The organism is Streptomyces sp. NPDC003077 (assembly GCF_040611095.1).
GTDB lineage: Bacteria > Actinomycetota > Actinomycetes > Streptomycetales > Streptomycetaceae > Streptomyces.
In genome coordinates, this window is record NZ_JBEXNM010000055.1 from 1 (window position 1) to 23239 (window position 23239).

18 protein-coding genes are annotated in these 23239 nt (G+C 69.7%); 5 read left to right on the top strand and 13 right to left on the bottom strand.

What is annotated here, in order from left to right; genetic code table 11:
- Positions 1 to 425: 425 nt before the first annotated feature.
- The 3 genes from ABZX96_RS28565 to thyX all read right to left on the bottom strand — a co-directional run bounded on the left by ABZX96_RS28565 (position 426) and on the right by thyX (position 4147).
- Positions 426 to 2111 carry a ribonuclease J gene (locus ABZX96_RS28565; protein WP_355549917.1) on the bottom strand — a complete coding sequence of 562 codons (1686 nt, stop codon included), beginning with the start codon at positions 2109 to 2111 and terminating at the stop codon, positions 426 to 428.
- Positions 2112 to 2264: 153 nt separating this feature from the next.
- On the bottom strand, positions 2265 to 3164 hold the full coding sequence (gene dapA / locus ABZX96_RS28570) for a 4-hydroxy-tetrahydrodipicolinate synthase (protein ID WP_355549919.1): 900 nt from the start codon (positions 3162 to 3164) through the stop codon (positions 2265 to 2267).
- Between the two features lie 221 nt (positions 3165 to 3385).
- Complete coding sequence (gene thyX, locus ABZX96_RS28575) at positions 3386 to 4147, bottom strand: FAD-dependent thymidylate synthase (RefSeq protein WP_355549921.1); 762 nt, start codon at positions 4145 to 4147, stop codon at positions 3386 to 3388.
- A 234-nt stretch (positions 4148 to 4381) separates the two neighbouring features.
- On the opposite strand from thyX, the gene ABZX96_RS28580 reads away from it, so the two are divergent.
- Complete coding sequence (locus ABZX96_RS28580; protein ID WP_355549923.1) at positions 4382 to 4627, top strand: hypothetical protein; 246 nt, start codon at positions 4382 to 4384, stop codon at positions 4625 to 4627.
- Positions 4628 to 4749: 122 nt separating this feature from the next.
- Positions 4750 to 5310, top strand: a complete 561-nt coding sequence (locus tag ABZX96_RS28585; RefSeq protein ID WP_355549925.1) for a hypothetical protein — start codon at positions 4750 to 4752, stop codon at positions 5308 to 5310.
- A 311-nt stretch (positions 5311 to 5621) separates the two neighbouring features.
- Here the strand turns inward: ABZX96_RS28585 and ABZX96_RS28590 are convergent, their stop codons facing one another.
- The 6 genes from ABZX96_RS28590 to eccD form a co-directional block, all read right to left on the bottom strand.
- Positions 5622 to 6074, bottom strand: coding sequence for a hypothetical protein (locus ABZX96_RS28590; RefSeq protein WP_355549927.1), 453 nt, complete (start codon positions 6072 to 6074; stop codon positions 5622 to 5624).
- Between the two features lie 14 nt (positions 6075 to 6088).
- Positions 6089 to 6844 (bottom strand): 4-hydroxy-tetrahydrodipicolinate reductase, encoded by a 756-nt coding sequence (dapB, locus tag ABZX96_RS28595; RefSeq protein WP_355549929.1) that lies wholly within the window; start codon positions 6842 to 6844, stop codon positions 6089 to 6091.
- A 143-nt stretch (positions 6845 to 6987) separates the two neighbouring features.
- Complete coding sequence (locus ABZX96_RS28600) at positions 6988 to 8367, bottom strand: pitrilysin family protein (RefSeq protein ID WP_355549930.1); 1380 nt, start codon at positions 8365 to 8367, stop codon at positions 6988 to 6990.
- Entirely contained in the window at positions 8364 to 10583 is a 2220-nt protein-coding gene (locus ABZX96_RS28605; RefSeq protein WP_355549932.1) for a polyribonucleotide nucleotidyltransferase, read from the bottom strand. Before ABZX96_RS28605 ends, ABZX96_RS28600 begins: the two co-directional genes overlap by 4 nt.
- 293 nt (positions 10584 to 10876) lie before the next feature.
- Positions 10877 to 11164 (bottom strand): 30S ribosomal protein S15, encoded by a 288-nt coding sequence (gene rpsO / locus ABZX96_RS28610; protein WP_355549934.1) that lies wholly within the window; start codon positions 11162 to 11164, stop codon positions 10877 to 10879.
- Between the two features lie 183 nt (positions 11165 to 11347).
- Positions 11348 to 12823, bottom strand: a complete 1476-nt coding sequence (gene eccD / locus ABZX96_RS28615; protein ID WP_355549936.1) for a type VII secretion integral membrane protein EccD — start codon at positions 12821 to 12823, stop codon at positions 11348 to 11350.
- Positions 12824 to 13149: 326 nt separating this feature from the next.
- Between eccD and eccCa the strand changes: the two genes are divergently transcribed.
- Positions 13150 to 17103, top strand: coding sequence for a type VII secretion protein EccCa (gene eccCa / locus ABZX96_RS28620; protein WP_355549938.1), 3954 nt, complete (start codon positions 13150 to 13152; stop codon positions 17101 to 17103).
- Between the two features lie 150 nt (positions 17104 to 17253).
- Here the strand turns inward: eccCa and ABZX96_RS28625 are convergent, their stop codons facing one another.
- Both ABZX96_RS28625 and ABZX96_RS28630 read right to left on the bottom strand, forming a co-directional pair.
- Positions 17254 to 18111 (bottom strand): WXG100 family type VII secretion target, encoded by an 858-nt coding sequence (locus tag ABZX96_RS28625; protein WP_355549940.1) that lies wholly within the window; start codon positions 18109 to 18111, stop codon positions 17254 to 17256.
- Complete coding sequence (locus ABZX96_RS28630; RefSeq protein WP_355549941.1) at positions 18108 to 18416, bottom strand: hypothetical protein; 309 nt, start codon at positions 18414 to 18416, stop codon at positions 18108 to 18110. Before ABZX96_RS28630 ends, ABZX96_RS28625 begins: the two co-directional genes overlap by 4 nt.
- A gap of 338 nt (positions 18417 to 18754) precedes the next feature.
- Between ABZX96_RS28630 and ABZX96_RS28635 the strand changes: the two genes are divergently transcribed.
- A complete protein-coding gene (locus ABZX96_RS28635; protein ID WP_355549943.1) occupies positions 18755 to 19168 on the top strand; it encodes a hypothetical protein in 414 nt (137 codons plus the stop codon).
- Between the two features lie 122 nt (positions 19169 to 19290).
- Complete coding sequence (locus ABZX96_RS28640; protein ID WP_355549944.1) at positions 19291 to 20817, top strand: hypothetical protein; 1527 nt, start codon at positions 19291 to 19293, stop codon at positions 20815 to 20817.
- A gap of 67 nt (positions 20818 to 20884) precedes the next feature.
- On the opposite strand, the gene ABZX96_RS28645 is transcribed toward ABZX96_RS28640, so the two are convergent.
- Together ABZX96_RS28645 and mycP are read right to left on the bottom strand one after the other, a co-directional pair.
- The gene (locus tag ABZX96_RS28645) at positions 20885 to 21184 is read right to left on the bottom strand and encodes a hypothetical protein (RefSeq protein ID WP_355549946.1); all 300 of its coding nucleotides are present in this window, start codon (positions 21182 to 21184) and stop codon (positions 20885 to 20887) included.
- A gap of 659 nt (positions 21185 to 21843) precedes the next feature.
- Positions 21844 to 23169: a type VII secretion-associated serine protease mycosin gene (gene mycP, locus ABZX96_RS28650; RefSeq protein WP_355549948.1), complete on the bottom strand. Its 1326-nt coding sequence runs from the start codon at positions 23167 to 23169 to the stop codon at positions 21844 to 21846.
- Positions 23170 to 23239: the final 70 nt, after the last annotated feature.

The window sequence follows — 23239 nt, forward strand, 5'->3', positions numbered from 1 at the left end:
TCTCACCGGGTTCTCGGGGCGCTTCCCTTCGGTCTTGCGTTTCCGACTCTATCAGATCCTCGCGGCCCTGATTTTCGCCGGTTCGCGGTCCGGGCGGGCCTTTCGGCCGCCTTTCTCGCGGTTTCCGACTCTATCAGATCCGGATTCCCGGGCCGCTTTCTCGTTACCGAGTCGCGGTCTCCGTGAATTCGTTTCCGAATTCCCGTCGGAGGGGTTTGGCCTTTCGGCCGGGCCCGACATTATCAGATTTCTCTGGGTCGGATTCCGCCTCGAATCGGGGCGCTCCGTACGCGCTGGCGTTCCGGGTTCCCCTTCGGCGGAGACGTAAACGTACTGGAGCGGGGCGCCCGGATGCAAATCCTGGCGCCCCGCTGCCGCTGAGCGCGGCACGGGCCATGACGGCCCGTCAGGTCACGGCACGTCCGTCAGACCTCGACGACCACAGGAAGGATCATCGGGCGCCGGCGGTAGTTGTCGGAGACCCACTTGCCGACCGCGCGGCGGACCAGCTGCTGGAGCTGGTGGGGTTCGGCGACGCCGTCCTGGGCCGCGCGGGAGAGCGATTCGTCGATCTTCGGAATCACGGCGGCGAAGTCGGCGTCGTCGATGCCCGAGCCGCGGGCCTGGATGTGCGGGCCGCCCACGATCTTCCCCGTGCTGCTGTCCACGACGAGGAAGACGGAGATGATGCCCTCGTCGCCGAGGATGCGGCGGTCCTTGAGGGAGGACTCGGTGACGTCGCCGACCGAGAGGCCGTCGACGTAGACGTACCCGGCCTGGACCTTTCCGACGATCTTGGCGACGCCGTCGACCAGGTCGACGGCCACGCCGTCCTCGGCGATGACGATCCGGTCCTTCGGGATGCCGGTCAGCGCGCCCAGCTCCGCGTTGGCGCGCAGGTGGCGCCACTCGCCGTGTACCGGCATGAGGTTCTTGGGCTTGCAGATGTTGTAGAAGTACAGCAGCTCGCCGGCCGAGGCGTGGCCCGAGACGTGGACCTTGGCGTTGCCCTTGTGGACGACGTTGGCGCCCCAGCGGGTGAGGCCGTTGATGACCCGGTAGACCGCGTTCTCGTTGCCGGGGATGAGCGACGAGGCCAGGATCACCGTGTCGCCCTGGACGATGCGGATCTGGTGGTCGCGGTTGGCCATCCGGGACAGCGCGGCCATCGGCTCGCCCTGGGACCCGGTGCAGACCAGCACGACTTCCTCGTCCGGGAGGTCGTCCAGCGCGCGGACGTCGACGACCAGGCCGGCCGGCACGCGCAGGTAGCCCAGGTCGCGGGCGATGCCCATGTTGCGGACCATCGAGCGGCCGACGAAGGCAACCCGGCGGCCGTACTCGTGCGCCGCGTCCAGGATCTGCTGGATGCGGTGGACGTGGCTGGCGAAGCTGGCGACGATGATGCGCTTCTGGGCGCCGGCGAAGACCTGGCGCAGCACGTTGGAGATGTCGCGCTCGGGCGGGACGAAGCCGGGGACCTCGGCGTTGGTGGAGTCGACCAGGAGCAGGTCGATGCCCTCCTCGCCGAGCCGGGCGAAGGCCGGCAGGTCGGTGAGGCGGCGGTCCAGCGGGAGCTGGTCCATCTTGAAGTCGCCGGTGTGCACGGCCATGCCCGCGGGGGTGCGGATGGCGACGGCGAGGGCGTCCGGGATGGAGTGGTTGACCGCGATGAACTCGCAGTCGAAGGGGCCGACGCGCTCGCGGTGGCCCTCTTCCACCTCAAGGGTGTAGGGGCGGATGCGGTGCTCCTGGAGCTTGGCCTCGATGAGGGCGAGCGTCAGCTTGGAGCCGATCAGCGGGATGTCGGGCTTCTCCCGCAGCAGGTACGGGACGCCGCCGATGTGGTCCTCGTGGCCGTGCGTGAGCACGATGCCGTCGATGTCGTCGAGGCGGTCCCTGATGGACGAGAAGTCCGGCAGGATCAGGTCAATTCCGGGCTGCTCCTCCTCGGGGAAGAGCACTCCGCAGTCGACGATCAGCAGCCGGCCGCCGTACTCGAACACGGTCATGTTGCGGCCGATCTCGCCCAGGCCGCCGAGGGGGGTGACCCGCAGGCCGCCCTTGGGAAGCTTCGGCGGTGCGCCGAGCTCGGGATGCGGATGACTCAAAAGACTCTCCTCACCACACGCGCCACGTCACCCTGAGGCACGTGGCGCGCATGACATTCGTGCACTTGCTGTTGTGTGGTCGTGCTAGGGACTGTTTCGGTCTGCTGTTGTGCGATGAACCGGCAGTACCGGTGGTTTTTCAGAAGTTCGTGGTCACAGGTGGACGCCACCGGCGACGAGATCCCGCTTGAGCTGCTCGGTCTCCTCCGGGGTCAGCTCCACGAGCGGCAGCCGCAGCGGGCCGCCGGGCAGCCCCTGGAGCGCGAGCGCGGCCTTCGTCGTGATGACGCCCTGCGTGCGGAACATGCCCGTGAAGACCGGCAGCAGCTTCTGGTGGATCTCGGTGGCCTTGGTGACGTCGCCGTGCAGGTGGGCGTCCAGGAGGGCGCGCAGCTCGGGGGTGACCAGGTGGCTCACGACGGAGACGAAGCCGACCGCGCCGACCGACAGCAGCGGCAGGTTCAGCATGTCGTCGCCGCTGTACCAGGCGAGCCCGGAGCGGGCGATGGCCCAGCTCGCCCGGCCGAGGTCGCCCTTGGCGTCCTTGTTGGCGACGATGCGCGGGTGCTCGGCGAGCCGGACGAGCGTCTCCGTGCTGATCGGCACGCCGGTGCGGCCGGGGATGTCGTACAGCATGACCGGCAGGTCGGTGGCGTCGGCGATGGCCGTGAAGTGCCGGAAGAGACCTTCCTGCGGGGGCTTGCTGTAGTACGGCGTGACCGTGAGCAGGCCGTGGGCGCCGGCGTCCCGCGCGGCGCGGGCGAGCTCCAGGCTGTGCTGGGTGTCGTTGGTTCCGACTCCGGCGACGACATGGGCGCGCTCGCCCACCACATCGACCACGGCGCGGACGAGCTGCGCTTTCTCCGCGTCACTGGTGGTCGGGGACTCTCCGGTGGTGCCGTTGACGACGATGCCGTCGTTGCCGGCGTCCACCAAGTGGGCGGCGAGCCGCTGCGTGCCGTCGAGGTCGATCGCGCCATCCTCCGTGAACGGCGTGACCATCGCGGTCAGCACCCGTCCGAAGGGGGTCTGCGGTGTGGATGTCGGAGCCATGGGTCCCACGCTACTCGTAGCTCACCGCGGGTTGCGCCCCTGGGAGCGGAGTTGTGGACTCCGGCACTGCCTGCTCGGGGGTTCAAGCAGTGCCGGGTCCGTTTCTTCAGCGTAGATGAAGTTCGTAAAACGCTGCAATCCGGACACCTGCCGGGGTGCCGTGCGGGTGGCACCCCGGCTGCCCGGCGCCCCTGACCGGCCGCCCGGCCTGGGGCATCGCCTTACGGGGCGATGCGGCCGTTGGCGTTGAAGGCGGCGTAGGTGAGCGGCATGAGCTTGGCCCATTCGGCCTCCATGCGCTCGCCGACCATCTCGATCTCGCGCTGCGGGAAGGAGGGGACGGCCGCGAGCTCGTGCTGCGTGCGCAGGCCGAGGAAGTGCATGAGGGAACGGGCGTTGCAGGTGGCGTACATGGAGGAGAACAGGCCGACGGGCAGCACCGAGCGGGCCACCTCGCGCGCCACGCCGGCGGCGAGCATCTCCTGGTAGGCGGCGTACGCCTGGCGGTAGGAGTCCTCCATCACCCGGGTGGTGACGTCGAGCTGCTCCTGGGTGCCCTGGACGAACTCGTACTTGCCGGGGCGGCCCTGCTGGACGAGCTTGCGCGAGGCGTCCGGGACGTAGAAGACCGGCTCCAGCTGACGGTAGCGGCCGGACTCCTCGTTGTAGGACCAGCCCACGCGGTGCCGCATGAACTCGCGGAAGACGAAGATCGGGGCGCTGATGAAGAACGTCATCGAGTTGTGCTCGAAGGGGCTGCCGTGCCGGTCCCGCATCAGGTAGTTGATCAGGCCCTTGGAGCGCTCCGGGTCCTTGCGCAGCTCGTCCAGGGACTGCTCGCCGGCCGTGGAGACGCGGGCCGCCCACAGCACGTCGCTGTCCGCGGCGCTGTGCTTGACCAGCTCGACCGTCACCTCGCTCCGGAAGGCGGGGGCGCCCTCGGCGCTGTCGGGTGCGGCGGTCTCGGCGGGGGTCTGGGACACCGGCGGTTCCTTCCATTCGTCTCTCGATGCGCGCCCAGCCTACGGCCCGCCACTGACAGTCCCGGAAAAGCGACAGGACGGAACAAGATCCAATAAAGCGGACCCCCGTCTACACCACAGGCCCGTCGGGTTGATATTTTTCACAGAAGCCACTGAAAACGGGCACTTCCCGGACGACACCGTCGTTGCACCGTGTGACAGTGCCCACTCCGAGGTTCCTAGGAGAGCCCGCCCATGTTCCGCCGCCGGCGAGAGCCCGTCCCGTTCGCCTTCGTCGCAGAGGCAGACCGGTACCGAAGCAACGTCGCACCGCCGCCGCGCGAGCGCGCGAGTCGCGCGCAGCTCGCGGGGCGTTCCCTTCTCGGCCTGACAGTGGTGGCCGGCCTGGTCGGCTCACTGCTGCTGGGGCTTCCGGCACTGGAGCAGAACACCTCCGGTGCGCGGACGGTCCATCAGTCCGAGGCGGCCAACGGTCACTGACCGCCACCCGATGAAACCCGGTCGCGGCCGGTCGAGTGGTTCCGGTTGATCACGAACGCTAGCCTCAGCGGTCACAGTCTCATCAGTGGCCCCATCTGAGGCCCCGCGAGTGAGGATCAGCCGTGCCCCTGTCCATTCTGACGGCCGACCGCGACCTCGACCCGGGCAGCGGCATCGCGCACACCGCACCGCTGCCCCACGACGAGCCCGATCACTGGCGCCGTCCCTACCGGCCAGGTCCCTGGCGGGTGGGGGCGGCGGCGGTGTTTTTGCTGCTGGCCTCGTTCGTCCTGCTCTCCGCGCTGATCATCGCGCTCGCCGACGCGCCGGCCGCCGCCCTGGTGTGCCTGGCCGTCGGTCTTCTGGTCATCGCCTTCGCGCTGCGGCTGCTGCGGGTCGGGGTGTGGGTCAGCCGGCACGGCCTGCGGCAGGTCGCGTTCTTCCGTACGACGACGGTGCCGTGGGACGCGGTCGGCCCGGTCCGTACGGCACAGCAGCCCGTGAAGTGGCTGGGTCTGCCGCGGACGGTGCAGGGCCAGGCCCTGCTGCTGGAGCGGACCGGCGGCGACGCGGCGACGCGGATACTGCTCACCGACCACAACGCGGACTTCCTGGCCCGCCCGGGGGCCTTCGACCGCGCGGCCGACGTGGTGGAGGCGTGGGCGGCGGAGTACGCGCGGTAGGGGACGTACGCATCGGCCGCGCGAGCGGGCGCGCGGCCGGAGTTTGCCCGCGCCGGACGCGCCTGTGCGCCCCGCCTGGGACGTCCGGGGCGGGGCGGGGACGCGCGGCTCCCGCCCACGCCGTCAAAGCGCGCCCCGCACGCGCGGCCCCCGCCCGTCAGCCCGTGCCGGAAGGCCCGCGGCACGTTCCAGATGGCCGCCGGTCCGTGCCGGGAAGCCGTTCCGGAAGGCCGTCGGCCCCTGCCGGGAGCCGGACCGGAAAGCCGTCCCGGATGCCCGTCAGCCCCTGCCGGAAATCCGGCGGCTTCCCCTCACGCCCGGACCGGCTTCCCGTCATGGAGGGCGATGGCCCGCTGCATCGCCTTGCGGGCGCGCGGCGTGTCGCGGGCGTCGTGGTAGGCCACGGCGAGCCGGAACCAGGTGCGCCAGTCGTCGGGGGCCCGCTCCGTCTCGGCGCGGCGGCGGTCGAAGACCTCGTCGGCGGAGTCACGGTCGATGCGGCCGGACGGCGTGCGCGCGAGCTCGTCGACGGGCAGTCCGCCCTCCGCCTCCAGCTCGCGGGCCAGCCGTCCGGCCTTGCGGGCGAACTGGGTGGTGTGCCAGAGGAACCACAGCCCGATGAACGGCATGACCAGGACGGCGACGCCGAAGAGGACGGTGACCGCGGTGCCCTGCTTGAGGAGCACGACGCCGCGGCTGCCGACGAGGACGAAGTAGACGACCAGGACCGCCGCGAGGACGAAGTAAGTGATCTTTGCGCGCACCGTCGGTCTGCCCGTCAGTCCAGGTCGAGGAAGTGTTCCAGGCCCACCGTCAGGCCCGGGGTGTCCACCACTCGGCGGATGCCGAGCAGCACGCCCGGCATGAAGCTGCTGTGGTGCAGCGAGTCGTGCCGGATGGTGAGGGTCTCCCCCACCCCGCCGAGCAGCACCTCCTGGTGGGCCAGCAGGCCGCGCAGCCGGACGGAGTGCACCGGGACGCCGGCCACGTCGGCGCCGCGCGCGCCGTCCAGCGCGGTGCTGGTGGCGTCGGGCTGCGGCGGGCAGCCGGCCTTCTCGCGGGCCTCGGCGATGAGCTGCGCCGTGCGGGCGGCGGTGCCGGAGGGGGCGTCCGCCTTGTTCGGGTGGTGCAGCTCGATGACCTCGACGGACTCGAAGAAGCGGGCGGCCTGCTGGGCGAACCGCATGGTCAGGACGGCGCCGAGGGAGAAGTTCGGGGCGATGAGCAGGCCGGTGGACGGGGAGTCGGCGAGCTGCCGCTCCAGGGTGGCCAGCCGCTCGCCGGTCCAGCCGGTGGTGCCGACGACGCCGTGGATGCCGTGCGCGAGGCAGTAGGCGAGGTTGTCCATCACGGAGTCGGGGTGGGTGAGGTCCACGGCCACCTGGGCCCCGGACGCCGTCAGCTCCGCGAGGTCGCTGCCCCGGCCCAGGCCCGCCACCAGCTCCATGTCCTCGGCGGCCTCCACGGCCCGTACCGCCTCGGAACCGATCCGCCCGTGGGCGCCCAGTACCGCCACCCGCAGCTTGTCGCTCATCTCGTTCCTGTCCTCGCTCGTTGTGGTCGACCGGCCCGCCCGGCCGGGGAACCTCCCCACCGGCTCGTCCGGTCGGAAAACCGCGCCGGTCACCGGTCGCGGACCGGCCGCCCGCCACGGGGACGGGCGGCCGGTCCGGTACCTCAGGCGACCGCCTGGTGCAGCCGATCGGCCTGCCGGTCCTTCAGCGGGCCGATGACGGCCAGGGACGGGCGCCGTCCCAGTACATCGCGGGCCACCTCGCGCACCTCGTCCGGGGTGACCGCCGCTATCCGGGCGAGCATGTCGTCGACCGACATCTGGGCGCCCCAGCACAGCTCGCTCTTGCCGATGCGGTTCATCAGCGCGCCGGTGTCCTCCAGGCCCAGCACCGTGGAACCGCGGAGCTGGCCGATCGCGCGGCGCACCTCGTCGTCGGTCAGGCCCTCGGCCGCGACCTGGTCGAGCTGGTCGCGGCAGATCTTGAGCACGTCGTCCACCTGGCTCGGGCGGCAGCCCGCGTAGACGCCGAACAGGCCGCAGTCGGCGTAGCCGGACGTGTACGAGTACACGCTGTAGGCCAGGCCGCGCTTCTCCCGGATCTCCTGGAAGAGGCGCGAGCTCATGCCGCCGCCGAGCGCCGCGTTGAGCACGCCCATCGCCCAGCGGCGGTCGTCCGTGCGGGCCAGGCCCGGCATGCCGAGGACGACGTGGGCCTGCTCGGTGCGGCGGTTGAGCAGTTCGACGCGGCCGGCCGTGCGGATCGTGCGGGACCCGGCGCGGGGCGCGACCGGCACCGCGTCGGTCCGCTCCAGCGCCCCGGCCCGTTCGAAGGCGCGCCGCACCATGCGGACGACCTTGGCGTGGTCGACGTTGCCCGCGGCGGCGACGACCAGGTGGGTCGGGTCGTAGTGCTTCTTGTAGAAGCGGCGGATCTGCTGGGGGGTGAGCGCGTTGATCGTGTCGACGGTGCCCAGGACCGGGCGGCCCAGGGGCGTGTCGCCGAGCATGGTGTGCGCGAACAGGTCGTGCACGCAGTCGCCCGGGTCGTCCTCGGTCATGGCGATCTCTTCGAGGATCACCCCGCGCTCGGCGTCCACGTCCGCCGCCTCGATCGTCGAGCCGGTCAGCATGTCGCAGACCACGTCGATGGCCAGCGGCAGGTCCGTGTCGAGCACCCGCGCGTAGTAGCAGGTGTACTCCTTGGCGGTGAAGGCGTTCATCTCGCCGCCGACCTCGTCGATGGCGGCGGAGATGTCCAGCGCGCTGCGCCGCTCGGTGCCCTTGAAGAGCAGGTGCTCCAGGTAGTGGGTGGCGCCGTTGAGCGTCGGGGTCTCGTCGCGCGAGCCGACGTGCGCCCAGATGCCGAAGGTCACGGAGCGGACGGAGGGCAGCGTCTCGGTGACGACGCGCAGGCCGCCGGGGAGGGTGGTCCGGCGGACCGTCCCGGCGCCGTTGGTGCCCTTGAGAAGCGTTTGGGTACGGGCGACGGCCCGCCCCTCCGAAGAGGTGCGGGCCGTCGCCTGCGAGCTACGGGACGTCACTTGGCGGCGTCGTCCTTCTTGTCGTCGTTGTCGTCCTCGCCCTCGATGACCGGCGTCAGCGACAGCTTGCCGCGCTGGTCGATCTCGGCGATCTCGACCTGGACCTTGGCGCCCACGGCGAGCACGTCCTCGACGTTCTCCACGCGCTTGCCGCCGGCCAGCTTGCGGATCTGCGAGATGTGCAGCAGGCCGTCCTTGCCCGGGAGCAGGGAGACGAACGCGCCGAAGGTGGTGGTCTTGACGACCGTGCCCAGGTAGCGCTCGCCGACCTCGGGCATCGTCGGGTTGGCGATGCCGTTGATCGTGGCGCGGGCGGCCTCGGCGGACGGGCCGTCGGCGGCGCCGATGTAGATCGTGCCGTCGTCCTCGATGGTGATGTCGGCGCCGGTGTCCTCCTGGATCTGGTTGATCATCTTGCCCTTGGGGCCGATGACCTCACCGATCTTGTCCACCGGGATCTTGACGGTGATGATCCGCGGCGCGTTCGGGGACATCTCGTCCGGAACGTCGATCGCCTCGTTCATCACGTCCAGGATGTGCAGCCGCGCGTCGCGGGCCTGCTTGAGGGCCGCGGCCAGGACGGAGGCCGGGATGCCGTCCAGCTTGGTGTCCAGCTGAAGGGCGGTGACGAACTGCTTCGTACCGGCGACCTTGAAGTCCATGTCGCCGAACGCGTCCTCCGCGCCGAGGATGTCGGTGAGGGTGACGTAGTGCGTCTCGCCGTCGATCTCCTGGGAGATCAGGCCCATGGCGATGCCGGCGACCGGGGCCTTCAGCGGCACACCGGCGTTCAGCAGCGACATCGTGGAGGCGCAGACCGAGCCCATCGAGGTCGAGCCGTTGGAGCCGAGCGCCTCGGAGACCTGGCGGATGGCGTAGGGGAACTCCTCGCGGGTCGGCAGCACCGGCACCAGGGCGCGCTCGGCGAGCGCGCCGTGGCCGATCTCGCGGCGCTTGGGGGAGCCGACGCGGCCGGTCTCACCGGTGGAGTACGGCGGGAAGTTGTAGTTGTGCATGTAGCGCTTGCGGGTCACCGGGGAGAGGGTGTCCAGCTGCTGCTCCATACGGAGCATGTTCAGCGTGGTGACGCCCAGGATCTGGGTCTCGCCCCGCTCGAACAGCGCGGAACCGTGCACGCGCGGGATCGCCTCGACCTCGGCGGCCAGCGTACGGATGTCCGTGACGCCGCGGCCGTCGATGCGCTTCTTCTCCTTGATGACGCGCTCGCGGACCAGGGTCTTGGTCAGCGAGCGGTACGCGGCGGAGATCTCCTTCTCGCGGCCCTCGAACTGCGGCAGCAGCTTCTCGGCGGCCAGCGCCTTGACGCGGTCCAGCTCGGCCTCGCGCTCCTGCTTGCCGGCGATGGTCAGCGCCTGGGCCAGCTCGTCGCGGACGGCGGCGGTCAGCGCCTCCAGGACGTCGTCCTGGTAGTCCAGGAAGATCGGGAACTCGCCGGTCGGCTTGGCGGCCTTGGCGGCCAGCTCCGACTGGGCCTTGCACAGGACCTTGATGAAGGGCTTGGCGGCCTCCAGACCGGCGGCCACGACCTCCTCGGTGGGGGCCTCGGCGCCGTCCTTGACCAGCTGGATCGTCTTCTCGGTGGCCTCGGCCTCGACCATCATGATCGCGACGTCGCCGTCCGGGAGGACGCGGCCGGCCACGACCATGTCGAAGACGGCGTCCTCCAGCTCGGTGTGGGTCGGGAACGCGACCCACTGGCCCTTGATCAGGGCGACGCGGGTGCCGCCGATCGGGCCGGAGAAGGGCAGGCCCGCGAGCTGCGTGGAGCAGGAGGCGGCGTTGATGGCGACCACGTCGTACAGGTGGTCGGGGTTGAGCGCCATGATCGTCTCGACGATCTGGATCTCGTTGCGCAGGCCCTTCTTGAAGGACGGGCGCAGCGGGCGGTCGATCAGGCGGCAGGTGAGGATCGCGTCCTCGGACGGCCGGCCCTCACGGCGGAAGAAGGAGCCGGGGATCTTGCCGGCCGCGTACATGCGCTCTTCGACGTCGACCGTCAGCGGGAAGAAGTCGAGCTGGTCCTTGGGGTTCTTCGAGGCCGTGGTGGCCGACAGCACCATGGTGTCGTCGTCCAGGTAGGCGACCGCGGAGCCGGCGGCCTGCTTGGCCAGGCGGCCCGTTTCGAAGCGGATGGTGCGGGTGCCGAAGGAGCCGTTGTCGATGACGGCCTCGGCGTAGTGGGTCTCGTTCTCCACCGGGAATATCTCCTCGTCTGCGTCCGCTGCCCGTATGGCAGGGGACCGTCGTCGGTGGAGCGCCGGGGTTGCGGGCCGGTCTTCGATCGAAGCACCCGGTGTACTGCCCGTACGGGGAATCATCCGGGGGCCACTACCGAGGACCGGCGGCTGAGGGGGCGCCCCACCTCTTCGCTGTCATGCGTGTTGGAACCAGACTACAAAGCTTCGCCGACAGCGGGGTGGCTGAAGCGTCCGGTGCGTATGGCAAAGGGAGCGGTTCCCGAGGTGGGAACCGCTCCCTTCACGACGTCTTACTTGGCGCCCGCCGCACCGCGGCGGATGCCCAGGCGCTCGACCAGCGCACGGAAGCGCGTGATGTCCTTCTTCGCCAGGTACTGCAGCAGACGGCGGCGCTGGCCGACCAGGAGCAGCAGGCCACGGCGGGAGTGGTGGTCGTGCTTGTGGGTCTTGAGGTGCTCGGTCAGGTCCGAGATGCGGCGGGTGAGCAGCGCGACCTGGACCTCGGGGGAACCGGTGTCACCCTCCTTGGTGGCGAACTCGCCCATGATCTGCTTCTTCGTGGCGGCGTCGAGCGACACGCGGAACTCCTCGTTTGTTTCGTGGCCCCTGAGCGTCCCTGGTCTTCTTCACAGGGAATCTTCGAATATGGACTCGATAGGGCCGTCCATCAGCCTACCAGGCACATCCGGCCCCCTGACCGGGTGGTCAGGGGGCCGGGGCGCGAACGGGTCCTCGCGTGGGGCCGGGCCGGGGCCCGCGCGTCAGGACGTCAGCCCGCGCACCGTCCCGTACACGTCCAGCACCGCCAGGCACAGCGGCACCAGGGACAGCAGCACCAGCCCGTCGAAGAGGTCCATGACGCGGCCCCAGAAGGGGGTGACACCCTTGCGCGGGACGATCAGGCCCACGCCCACCAGGATGGCGGCGCCGGCGGCGATGCTGGCGGAGAACCAGACGGTGCGGACGTTCAGCGGGCCGTCCTCGCCGAAGCGGATGAGGTCGGCGAGCATCTCGGCCGGCGGGTTCAGGGAGATGCCCAGGATCAGCAGGACGATCGTCAGGATGCCCGCCACCGTCAGGCACGCGACCTGCGCGGTGTAGTCGAACAGCCGGGCCCGCAGCATGATCGTGATGCCCGCGGCCAGGGCCAGGAGCTGGGCCCAGACGTTGTCGGAGAAGCCGAGGACGACGCCGGCGGCGCCGACGACGAGGGCCGAGCACCCCGCGACCAGGCCGAGCAGCAGTTCGTGGCCGCGCCGCGCCTGGTTGCCGATCTTGACGAAGTCCACCGACTCGGAGTCCGACGGCTGGCCGGCACTGTTGTCGTAGCTGCTGCCCTTGGCGATCTGGTCGGGCGACTTGTAGCCGATGGGCAGCCGGGCGAACCGGGCGGACAGCCCCGGCAGCCACGCCACCACGGCGATGGCGACCACGGCGGTGACGGCCGCGACCTCGCGCGCCTCGGCGCCGGTGAGGATGGCCGCGAAGACGGCGAGGGTGCCGATGGCGGCCAGCGACGCGGCGGCCACGAACGGGGAGTCGCCGCGCGGCAGCAGCACCACCAGGAGAACCGAGGCGATCAGTACGGTCACGCAGCCCACCAGCAGGTGCAGCCGCCCGGGCCCCTGCCCGTCGTCCACCGGGAAGATGCCGGAGCCGGCGAGCAGCAGGTGCGGCAGGGCGGCCAGGCCCAGCGCGATGGAGGAGGGGTGGTCGTCGTAGACGCGGGCGCGCACGCCGGCCAGCGTGACCAGGACGATGCCGGTGACGCCGGCGATGATGCCGGGCAGGCGGTGCATGTCGCGGTCGGCCGGGTTCGAGAACCACAGGGCGAAGGCCATCATCACCAGGAGCAGCACGCCGGCGCTGAGGCCGACGACGCTCATCAGGTCGTCGCTCCAGCGGTTGCGGTTGCGCTTGACCGCGGAGGCGACGGCGTCGGAGACGTCGTCGAACACCGGCAGCGGCAGCGACTCGGCGAACGGCCTCAGCAGCAGCAGGTCGCCGTCCAGGATCTGCTGCTGGGCGAGCGACTGGCCGGCGTCGAGCACCGTGCCGTCGCGGCGCACGAGGTGGTAGCCGGTCGGGGCACCCTCCGCCTGGGACTGGCCGGAGAGCCGCAGGATCTCCGGATAAATGTCGACGAGTGCGACGTCCTCGGGCAGTGCCACGTCGATCCGTGCGTCCGGCGCGGCGACGGTGACCCGGCAGAAGCCGGTGCCTGCGGTCGTGCTCACCTGGCGGTTCCCCCTATCCGTTGGGCGGTTTGTCGCGTGCGCGCCTTTTCCATTAGGCCGCCGTTCCGGACCTCATGTGCCCGTAATCGTCGCGGTCCCGGATATGCCCCCGTAATCGGACACGTATAGCCCGTTGTTTTACGGAGTGAGGCGCGCTTGCGGGGCGTCAGCGTACCCCTCTGCGAGCGCCCCGCCCCACCCACCCCGTGACTTGACGGTTGACAGTAGGATCAACGCCTGCGTCGGGCCATGGACTTGGCTCGGGGGACCGTCGAACCAACGGGGGCGGTCCGAATCTGCGAGAAGCATGAAGGACTGATGCCTCGGTGAGCGTCGTCATCGTCAAGCGCCCGCCCCGCGCGCTGCCACCCGAGATTCCCAGTGAGGAGTTGATGCTCGAAGCTCCTCCGGAATTGCCTCGCCTGGCCGAGGACAACATGCTGATGAACCTGCTGCCCATGATGGGTATGGCGTCGTCGGCGGGATTTCTCTTCATGGCCACGCAGCCGTTCATGAAGATCATGGGCGGTGTGATGGTGGTGTCCACCCTCGCGATGGCGATCGTGCAGATCGTGAAAGCGCGTCAAGGCCCTTCCGGGCAAATGCTTCAGGAACGGCAGGACTACCTCAAATACCTTACGCAAAAGCGTAAGGAAGTCCGCCGGACCGCACGCAAACAGCGCGACGCCCAGCTCTTCATCCATCCCGATCCCGGCCAATTGTGGTCGATCGTGGCCGAGGGCAAACGGGTCTGGGAACGGCGGGCGGGCGACGCCGACTTCGCGCAGGTCCGTATGGGGCTCGGACCGCAGCAACTCTCCACACCCCTGAAAGCGCCGGAAACCGCGCCGATCGACGAACTGGAACCCCTCACCGCCCACGCGATGAAGGAATTCCTGGACAAGCACGGCCACCTCGACAACCTGCCGCTGGCCGTCTCGCTGCGCGCCTTCTACCACCTGACGATCTCCGGCGACCCCGACACGGTCTACGGCTCGGCGCGCTCCATCGTCGCGCAGCTCGCCACCCTGCACTCCCCCGAGGACCTGGTGGTGGCCGTGGTCGCGGCGCCCGGCGCGCAGGCCGAGTGGGAGTGGACCAAGTGGCTGCCGCACGTCCAGCACCGGACGCTGGACGGCGCCGGCACCCGCCGCCTGATCGTCGGCGACCTCGGCGAGATCGAGGAACTGCTCGCCGAGGAGCTGGAGGGCCGCGGGCGCTTCAACCCGCAGGGCACGCCGGTCGCCGACACCCCGCACGTCGTGATCGTGCTGGACGCCGGCGAGGTGCCGATGGACTCGGTGATCGCCGGGGCCGAGGGCCTGCAGGGCGTCACCATCCTGGAGATCGTCCCCGGCGACCTGGACGAGATCCGCGGCGGCCTCGCCGTCCAGGTGTGGCCCGGCAAGCTGGTGCTGGAGGCCGCGGGCGGCGCCGTCTACAACGGCGTCTGCGACACGCTGTCGGTCGCCGAGGCCGAGGCGCTGGCCCGTCAGCTCGCGCCGCTGCGCGCCGGTTCGGGCGCCGACGGCGAGGAGCCGCTGCTGTCCAACCTGGACTTCACCGACCTGATGAACATCGGCGACGCCGGCTCCGTCGACGTCTCCCGCACCTGGCGCCCGCGCACGCTGCACGAGCGGCTGCGGGTGCCCATCGGCGTCGACAAGGACGGCCAGCCCGTCATGCTCGACCTCAAGGAGGCGTCGCAGGAGGGCATGGGCCCGCACGGCCTGTGCGTCGGCGCGACCGGTTCGGGCAAGTCGGAGGTGCTGCGCACGCTGGTGCTGGCGCTCGCGGTCACGCACTCCTCCGAGACCCTGAACTTCATCCTCGCCGACTTCAAGGGTGGCGCCACCTTCGCCGGCATGGCCGACATGCCGCACGTCGCCGCCGTCATCACCAACCTCGCCGACGACGTCAGCCTGATCGACCGCATGCGCGACGCGATCACCGGTGAGCTCCAGCGCCGTCAGGAGCTGCTGCGCTCGGCGGGCAACTACGCCAACATCACCGACTACGAGAAGGCCCGCGCGGCCGGCGCCCCGCTGGACCCGCTGCCGTCCCTCGTCATGGTGCTCGACGAGTTCAGCGAGCTGCTGACCGCCAAGCCCGACTTCATCGACATGTTCATCCAGATCGGCCGCATCGGCCGTTCGATGGGTGTGCACATGCTGCTCGCCTCGCAGCGCCTGGAAGAGGGCAAGCTGCGCGGCCTGGACACCTTCCTGTCCTACCGGCTGGGTCTGCGCACGTTCTCGGCGGCCGAGTCCCGGACCGCCATCGGCGTGCCGGACGCCTACCACCTGCCCAACCTCCCCGGCTCCGGCATCCTCAAGTACGACACCGAGACGATGGTGCAGTTCAAGGCCGCGTACGTGTCCGGCCCCTACCGCGGGCCGGGCGCGAACGGCGGCGGGGGCGGCCGGCGGACACACCGCCGCCCGGTGCCGTTCACCGCGGCGCCCGTCCTCCAGCAGATCGTCGAGGAGGCCCTCCCGGAGGAGCCGATCGCGCCCCTTCAGGACGACGCGCTGGCCGACACCGTCCTGGACGTCATCGTCCAGCGGATGCAGGGCCAGGGCCCGCCGGCCCACCAGGTGTGGCTGCCGCCGCTGAACGAGCCCTCCGCCGTCAACCAGCTCCTCCCGGCGCTCACCGTCACCCCCGAGCGGGGCGTGCACGCCGCGGAGTACACGGCGCTCGGCAAGCTCGTGGTGCCGGTCGCGCTGGTCGACAAGCCGTTCGAGCAGCGGCGCGACGTGATGTACCTGGACTTCTCCGCCGGCGCCGGTCACGGCCTGTTCGTCGGTGGCCCGCAGTCCGGCAAGTCCACCCTCATCCGGACCGCCATCACCTCCTTCGCGCTCACCCACACCCCCGCCGAGGTGCAGTTCTACTGCCTCGACTTCGGTGGCGGCGGCATGCTCGCGCTGGAGAACCTGGCGCACGTCGGCGGCGTCGCCTCCCGTCTGGACGCCGAGAAGGTGCGCCGGACGGTCGCCGAGGTCGTCGGCATCCTCAACGAGCGCGAGGAGTTCTTCCGCGCCCATTCCATCGACTCGATGGGGACCTACCGCCAGCGCCGCGCGGCGGGCGCCTACCCCGACCAGAAGTGGGGCGACGTCTTCCTCATCATCGACGGCTGGGGCACCTTCAAGACCGACTACGAACAGCTCGACCCGGTCATCCTCGACCTCGCCAGCCGCGGCCTGGGCTTCGGCGTCCACCTGATCCTGGGCGCCTCCCGGTACACCGAGGTCCGCCCCGCACTGCGCGACCTGCTCCTCAACCGCGTCGAGCTGCGCCTCGGCGACCCCATGGAGTCCGAGTTCGACCGCAAGCGCGCGGAGAACGTCCCCATGGGCAAGCCCGGCCGCGGCCTCTCCCCCGAGAAGCTCGACTTCCTGGCCGCGCTGCCGCGCCTGGACGGCGTCGGCGACCCGGAGACGCTCTCCGACGGCATGGCCCACCTGGTCGCCACCGTCAACGAGCACTGGCAGGGCGAGCCCGCCCCGCGCGTCCGAATGCTGCCGACCATGCTCCACGTCAACGAACTGCCCAAGGGCAACGACTACCCGGAGCACGGCATCGCGATCGGCGTCGACGAGACGACGCTCTCCCCGGCGTTCATCGACTTCGAGACCGACCCGCTGCTGGTGATCTACGGCGAGAGCGAATCCGGCAAGTCCTCGCTGCTGCGCCTGATCGCCAAGCAGATCTCCGAGCGCTACACCTCGGAGAAGGCCCTCATGGTCGTCGCCGACTACCGGCGCGCGCTGCTCGGCGAGATCCCCGACAGCCACCTGTACAAGTACTGCGCCGCCGGACCGCAGCTCCAGGAAGTCATCACCGGCCTGGCCGGATCCCTGGGCCGCCGGATGCCCGGCCCCGACGTCACGCCGGAGCAGCTGCGCAACCGCAGCTGGTACGACCTGCCGGACGCGTTCGTCATCGTTGACGACTACGACCTCGTGGCCACCAGCAGCGGCAACCCGCTCCAGCCGCTCCTGGAGTACCTGCCCTTCGCCCGTGACCTGGGCCTGCGCCTCATCCTGGCGCGCAGCTCCTCGGGCGCCGGCCGCTCCTCCTTCGAGCCGGTCATGCAGCGCACCAAGGAACTGGGCGCCCAGGGCCTCATCCTTTCGGGTGACCCGAGCGAGGGCCCGCTGATGGGCAACGTCAAGGCCACCAGCCTGACCCCGGGACGCGCGCACTTCATCACGCGCAAGCGGGGGGCTCAGCTGGTGCAGACGGGATGGTTGCCGGCCAATGGGCGGTGACGGGGGCCGGCCGTGAGGCCCTGTAGCAGGTTGTGAAGGACGAAGCGCCGCTCCCGGGGGTCCGGGGGCGGCGCTTCGGTGTGTGCGGGGTTTGTGGGGGGTTTGTGGGGGGCCGTGGGCTTTGTCGGGGGGCGTGGCGGTCGGGCGGGGTCAGCCGAAGGCGCCGTGGCGGGGGGTGTCGGGGCGGTCGGCGTTCCGGGGGGCGGGGGTGTCGGGGGTGGGCTGGGCCTCTACGAGGGAGCCGGTGGGGGGTTCGGTGAGTGAGTCGGGGGTGGCTTGTGCCGGGGAGTCGGTTGTGGGCGGGGCTGGCGAGTCGGTTGTGGGCAGGGCTGGTGGTGCGGACAGGGCTGATGGGGCGGGCGGGGGCTGTGTGTCGGCCTCGCCCTTACGTGCTGACTCGCCCTCGTCCGTACGTGTCTCCTCCCCCGTACGCGTCCGTGCCCCTTCTCCGGTCCGCGTCCCTTCTCCCGTCCGCACCCCTTTCGCGACGCCCGCTCCGCCGCGTCGGGTAGCGGCTTCCGGTGGGCCGAAGGGGTCCGGCCCCTGGGGCGCGTCCGAGCCTGGCCACTGGGCACGCAGCGGGGGACGCTGCCCCTGCCCCCGGCCCGCGCCCCGCCGTCCGCCGAACACGCCGCCCAGGGACGAGGCCATCTGCCCCAGCGCCATCAGGCCGTACGCGGTCTGCTGCCCTGCGCCTTGCGCGTCACCGGAGGACGAGTCGGCCGCCCGTGCGGGCTCGTCCCCGTCCCCGTTCTGGTCCGCGCTTCTGTCCGCGGCGCTCTCCAACTCGGCCGCGGTCTGCGTGAAGACAGGGAGCGACGCCTCGACCGCGTCCTTCAGCCGGTGCCAGTCCGCCGTGAACGCCTCGCCGGACGGCCCGTGCCAGTCGCCGGCCGCCGTGCCGACCCGCCGGTCGAGGTCCCGTACGAGTTCCCGCATGTGCTCGCCCATGTCATGCCAGGCGGCAGCCGCCCCGCTCAGGGCCTCCGGGTCACGCCGCGCCGTCATCGCACCCTCCGGATCGTCTCCGCGAGCTCGTCGTCGGCCGCCTGGGTCCGGGCCGCGGTCTCCTTGATGCCGTCGCCGACCTCCGCGAGCCGTTCCCGCAGCAGGACGAGCGCGCGTTCCGCCTCCTCGTACAGTTCCCGGTACGGGCGGGCGGCCTCCGCCGACCCGAATGCGGCGCTCAGCGCCTCGGCATCGGTCCACCTCCGAAACGCGGTGAGCCGCCGACCGAGATCATCGGCGGACGTCTCGAAAGACGCACCGAGTCCCCGCAACTCCTCGATATGCATACGGACCTCGTCGGACATTCCCTCTCCCCGTTCGGCGCCGAATTCGACGGCGCGGCGCCACTGCCGTAAGTGGCCCCCAGGTCTAGCACACACGCAGAGCAACGGACTTGCCCCCTCGGCACTCCAGCAGCACGCAGGCCCCGAAATATGCGGAACCGACAACGAAAACAAGGAACAGGCGCGAGAATAATCCGGACCAATATCCCGGAATGCCGATATTCCCCTGCCCGCGACGCCCTGCGCGTATGCGTTTTGCAGGCGTTTCGTGCGTGTTTCGCACAGGTCATTAGACTCAGGTCGCCGACACGGCGCTCGCCATCACCACACCGGCCGTCACGCTCCGATGGGGAACGAACATGAACGACGCGCGACAGATCCGCGACGAGGACCTGATGGACGTCGCCCACGACCCCGAACAGGCCCGCCGCCTGCGAAAAGCGCTGCTGACCCTGGCGGACAGCCCGAAAGCGGGCGCCGCACTCCAGGAAATGGCCCAGGAAGTACTTTCCGGACGACTCGGCATGAAGGACGCCCTGCGGTCCCCCGCGTACATGGACGCCCTCGATGAACGCGTCCGGCAGATCAAGCGCGCCGCGGAGGACCAATCGCCCGACGAACGCAAGGCGTCCCGCGAACAGTTCGCGCGCTGGCAGCGCGAACAGGACCAGGCAGCGGAAGAACAGGAACGCCCCGCTCGGAACAGCGCCCCGAAGGCGCCCTTCACGCCCTCACCACACCACCTCCGGGGCGGAAACAGCCCCCGCCGATAGCCCCGCGCGTGGCCCATGGCGACGCCCCGTCACGACCCGCCAACGGAAAGCGCGAACGCCCGGGTTGCTAAGGTGCCCGATTCCCTGTCACGGCGAGAGCAGGCAGAAGAGAACGGATCAAAATGCCACAAATTCGATTGCTGAACAATGGGGTGCGGATCACCGCGGGGGTGTTCTGCCTGCTCTTCTTCCTGCACACCGTGTTCTGGCTCGGCCGCGACGTCGTGGAGGTCGGCCTCGGATCCGTGCTGGGCACCTGGATCAACGGCCCGGGTTCGGGCACCGCCCCGGTGACCGGCCCCTACGACGTGGGGCTGGCCATCGCTCAGGCCACCGCGTTGTGGGCGGCGTTCGCCGGCCGGCGTTCGGCAGGCGGATTGCTCGCCGCGACGACCGTCGCAACGCTCTTCATGCGTCTGCAGGCAACGATCAGTACGGGCAGTCACACGTCCGACGACCAGTGGTTCCTGCCGCAGGCGCAACCCGACGAACCGACGCTGGGCAACGTCTTCCTGTCGACAACCCTCATCACCTTCCTGGCCTTGATCGCCTGCGTCGTGCTGCCCACCGGACTCCGCGGCTGGCCGAAGGCAGCGGCGACGCCGGGATTCCCGGGGGCACCGGTGCCAGGGCCCCCGGGCGCACCGATCACCCCCAACGGCCAGGACGGGGACGCGCCGCAGCGCCCGGCCAAGACGGCAGGCACGGTGAGCGGCCTGCTCTTCGGCGTCCTCTCCTTCTGCTCCGTCCTCGGCATCGGCACCCTGGTGTGGGAGTTCCGGTCCAGCAGCATCCTGGGCGCGGTCTTCACCGGCCACGGGCCCTTGACCAGGCTGCTGGGCCTCTCCCCGGGCTGGTCCCTGCTGATGTTCGTCCCGCTGTACGCCGTCGGGGCACTGCTCTCCCTGACCCGGCGGGTCTCCGCCCGCGGCTTCGCCCTCGGCCTGGCCCTCATCGTCCTGCCGGCCTCATGCGTCGCCCTGTGCTCGTACTTCTCCAACGGGGTCTACTTCTCGCTCGCCGAAGGCGAGCCCCTGTTCGCCGGACTCCTCAATCGAGTGCAGTTGCTGGTGGAGGTCTTCGGGACGATCGCGGTACTGATCCTGATGGGCCGCTCTGGCGAGCCGGTCACCCCGGGCATGCCACCCGTAGGGGCCGGGCTGCCGGCGTCCGGATGGGGCGTGCCGGGGATGCGGGGTCCCGGGGTGCCCATGGGAGCAGTGGGAATGCCGAACGGTGGTGCGACTGGTCCGTACGGCAACGGTGCGGGGACCGGGCCGTACGGAGCTCCGGTCGGCAACGGTCCGGTGGCCGGTCCGGTCGGCAACGGTCCGGCGGCCGGTCCAATCGGCAACGGTCCGGCGGCCGGTCCAATCGGCAACGGTCCGGCGGCCGGGCCGTACGGGGCTCCGGTCGGTCCCTATGGCGGCGGAGTTCCGTACGGAGGCACGCCGACCCCGCACCACACGGCGCCCAGCCCCCAGGGGCCCATGCCCGGCCCGTACGGCAACTCGTCCATGCCGCCGCAAGGCGCCCCCGTGCCCCCGCCCCCGGCCTACCCGCCATCCGCCGCACGCCCGGCCGGCGGCGCACCCGCGACACCCGATTCGCCCCCCTCCCCAGGCACATTCGGTCCTCCGACGCCCTGACAGGGTCCCTCTCCACCGGCTATCGACCGCGCCCACCCCACCAGACGGGGCGCGGCCGACCAGCCCCTCAGGGCAACAACAACCAATCCGCCCCCACCGCGGCCACCAGCCCACCCACCAGCAACCACGTCCCCACCCGAGTCCGCCCATGCCGACTCAGCTCGATCACAATCCCGCACAGCACCAAGGCGGCCCCATACACACCGACCACCAACACCGACGTCCGACTGAGCAACCGCACCACGAGCACCACACCCACCACAGCCATCAAGACCGCGGCAACCACCACCCGCAACCGCCGCGCCTGACGCGGCGTCAGCCCGTTACGTGGCTCTTCGGAGGGCGCCTGATCGGCGGGTACGTCCATGGGCCGGAATGGTAATCGCTCGAAGGTGTCATGGCCTGCGGGGCCGCTGGTGTCGCTCTATGGGGTTACTGGGCGCGGGTCACTGGGCACGAGCGCGCCAACTTGCCGTAGAAGCCCTCCATTCAGACGACTGCCACCGCCTGAGCATCCACGTAAACGCCCTCACTGGCCCGGTGGGCGCTGAGGCGGACTCGGAGGCTGATAACCCGTCGGTCCATTCTCATGCTGGTGCATCGGATACTGCTGCATCGGATTCTGTGACGGAAAACCATAGCCATAGCCCTGGGGGGCAACATAACTGCCAACGCCGCCCAACGGTGGGACATGACGGCGCTTATGCCTCCGAATGGCAACGACGATGATGGGGACCGTCACCAAGATCCCTACGCCGACAATAATGCCGAAAAGCCCAATAATGGTCAATCTTCCGCCACCTTTCGAAGAGTACCCGAATTATTTTCGCAGGCCTGACATCTCACAGACTTTTCATGAGAGAGTAGCACTTCCAGGGATCGCAGGACCCGCCCTTTCCACCGGGAGAAGTGTTCGCGGGGAAAGCGGGTCAGCGCCTCAGCCGGGAACACGAAAGGGCGCATAGTCCCAGCATCCCCGACCTACAGTGATACCGAGAATATGCGCCCCTACTCGAACGACGGTGCCTACTGTGTCGGCGGCCGGTTCGGCGGAGCCGGCGGCTGATAAGGCCCCGGCTGCTGCTGATAAGGACCGGACTGCTGGTATGGCCCCGGCTGCGGCGGAAAATACCCAGGCCCACCCGGCCCACCAACACCGGGCCCCCCGGGCGGCGGACCATCTCGCCGCTTCTTCTTACGCCGTACCACCAGCAGCACGATCCCACCGATGACGAGCAAGACGACGCAGCTGAATCCGATGATGCCCAAGACCGCGCTCGTGTCGCTCGCTGCGTCCTCCGCCGCCCACTGATTTTCCCTCTCCTCCTGCGTCTTAGCCGCCTGCCCGTCCGACTGAGCTTCCGGCTCTTTCAGCGGGCCATTCTTGGAGCCTGCAGGGATGTCGTCAGTCAATGCTTCGTACGGGCGGATCACTCCGTAACCGTAATAGGGATCGGGAAGGTCACTACCCGATACACCTGTCGGCATACGCGCCGTCCGCGTAAGTCGATTAGCGATCTGACCGGCTGTTAGTTCAGGGAACTTGGCGCGCAAAAGGGCCGCAGCACCCGACACAAAAGCGGTCGCATCGGAGGTACCGCGTGTTAGCTGGTACGACTCACTGGCCGCCGCGGACCTAATCGTCACTCCGGGAGCGCTGAGGAGGAGGTGCGGCCCATAATTAGATCGCTCCCATACCTTTCCATTTTTGTCGACCGCTCCCACAGCAAGAACCCCGGGTTCGGCAGCAGGATAATAGGGGTTTGCCGATCCGTTATTTCCGGCCCCTGCTACCAGCAGCACGTCCTTCTTGGCAGCATACGCAATGGCTTCTTTCTCATCATCACGCAGTGAGCCCACGCCCGCGAAGGACATGTTGACTACTTTTGCTCCGTGGTCGACCGCGTAGCGAAGTGGACCAGCCACACCATCCCGGTAAGAATTCCCGTCCGTGTCAGTGTCTTTGATGGCCAGTATTTTCGCGTCGGGCGCCAGACCCTTGACCCCGAGAGACCCAGCAGGTCCATGACCATGTCCAGCGATAATAGAGGCAATCGCCGTACCGTGGTCATTCTTGGTTTCCTGGTCCGCCGGATCTCCGGTGGAGAAATTTTTTCCGGGGAGCACGTTGCCGCGCAGATCAGGATGGTTTCCGTTGATCCCGCTGTCGATCACTGCAACGGTGACGCCTTTGCCGGTGGACTCCTGCCACACTTTCTCTGCCTGCAGAGAAACGAGCGCCCACTGTTCTTGTCTGATCTGATCTGCCGAAGCGACCGGTGCGGTACCGACGAACAGCGCCCCCGTCACCACCGCGCAACCCGTCGTGCGAAGCGCCCGCGTCAAGCTCAAGCCGTCACACCCTCTCTTGGCAAGACGGGGCCCTCAGCCAGCAAAGCCTCGGGCCCCAGCACGTCTCTGC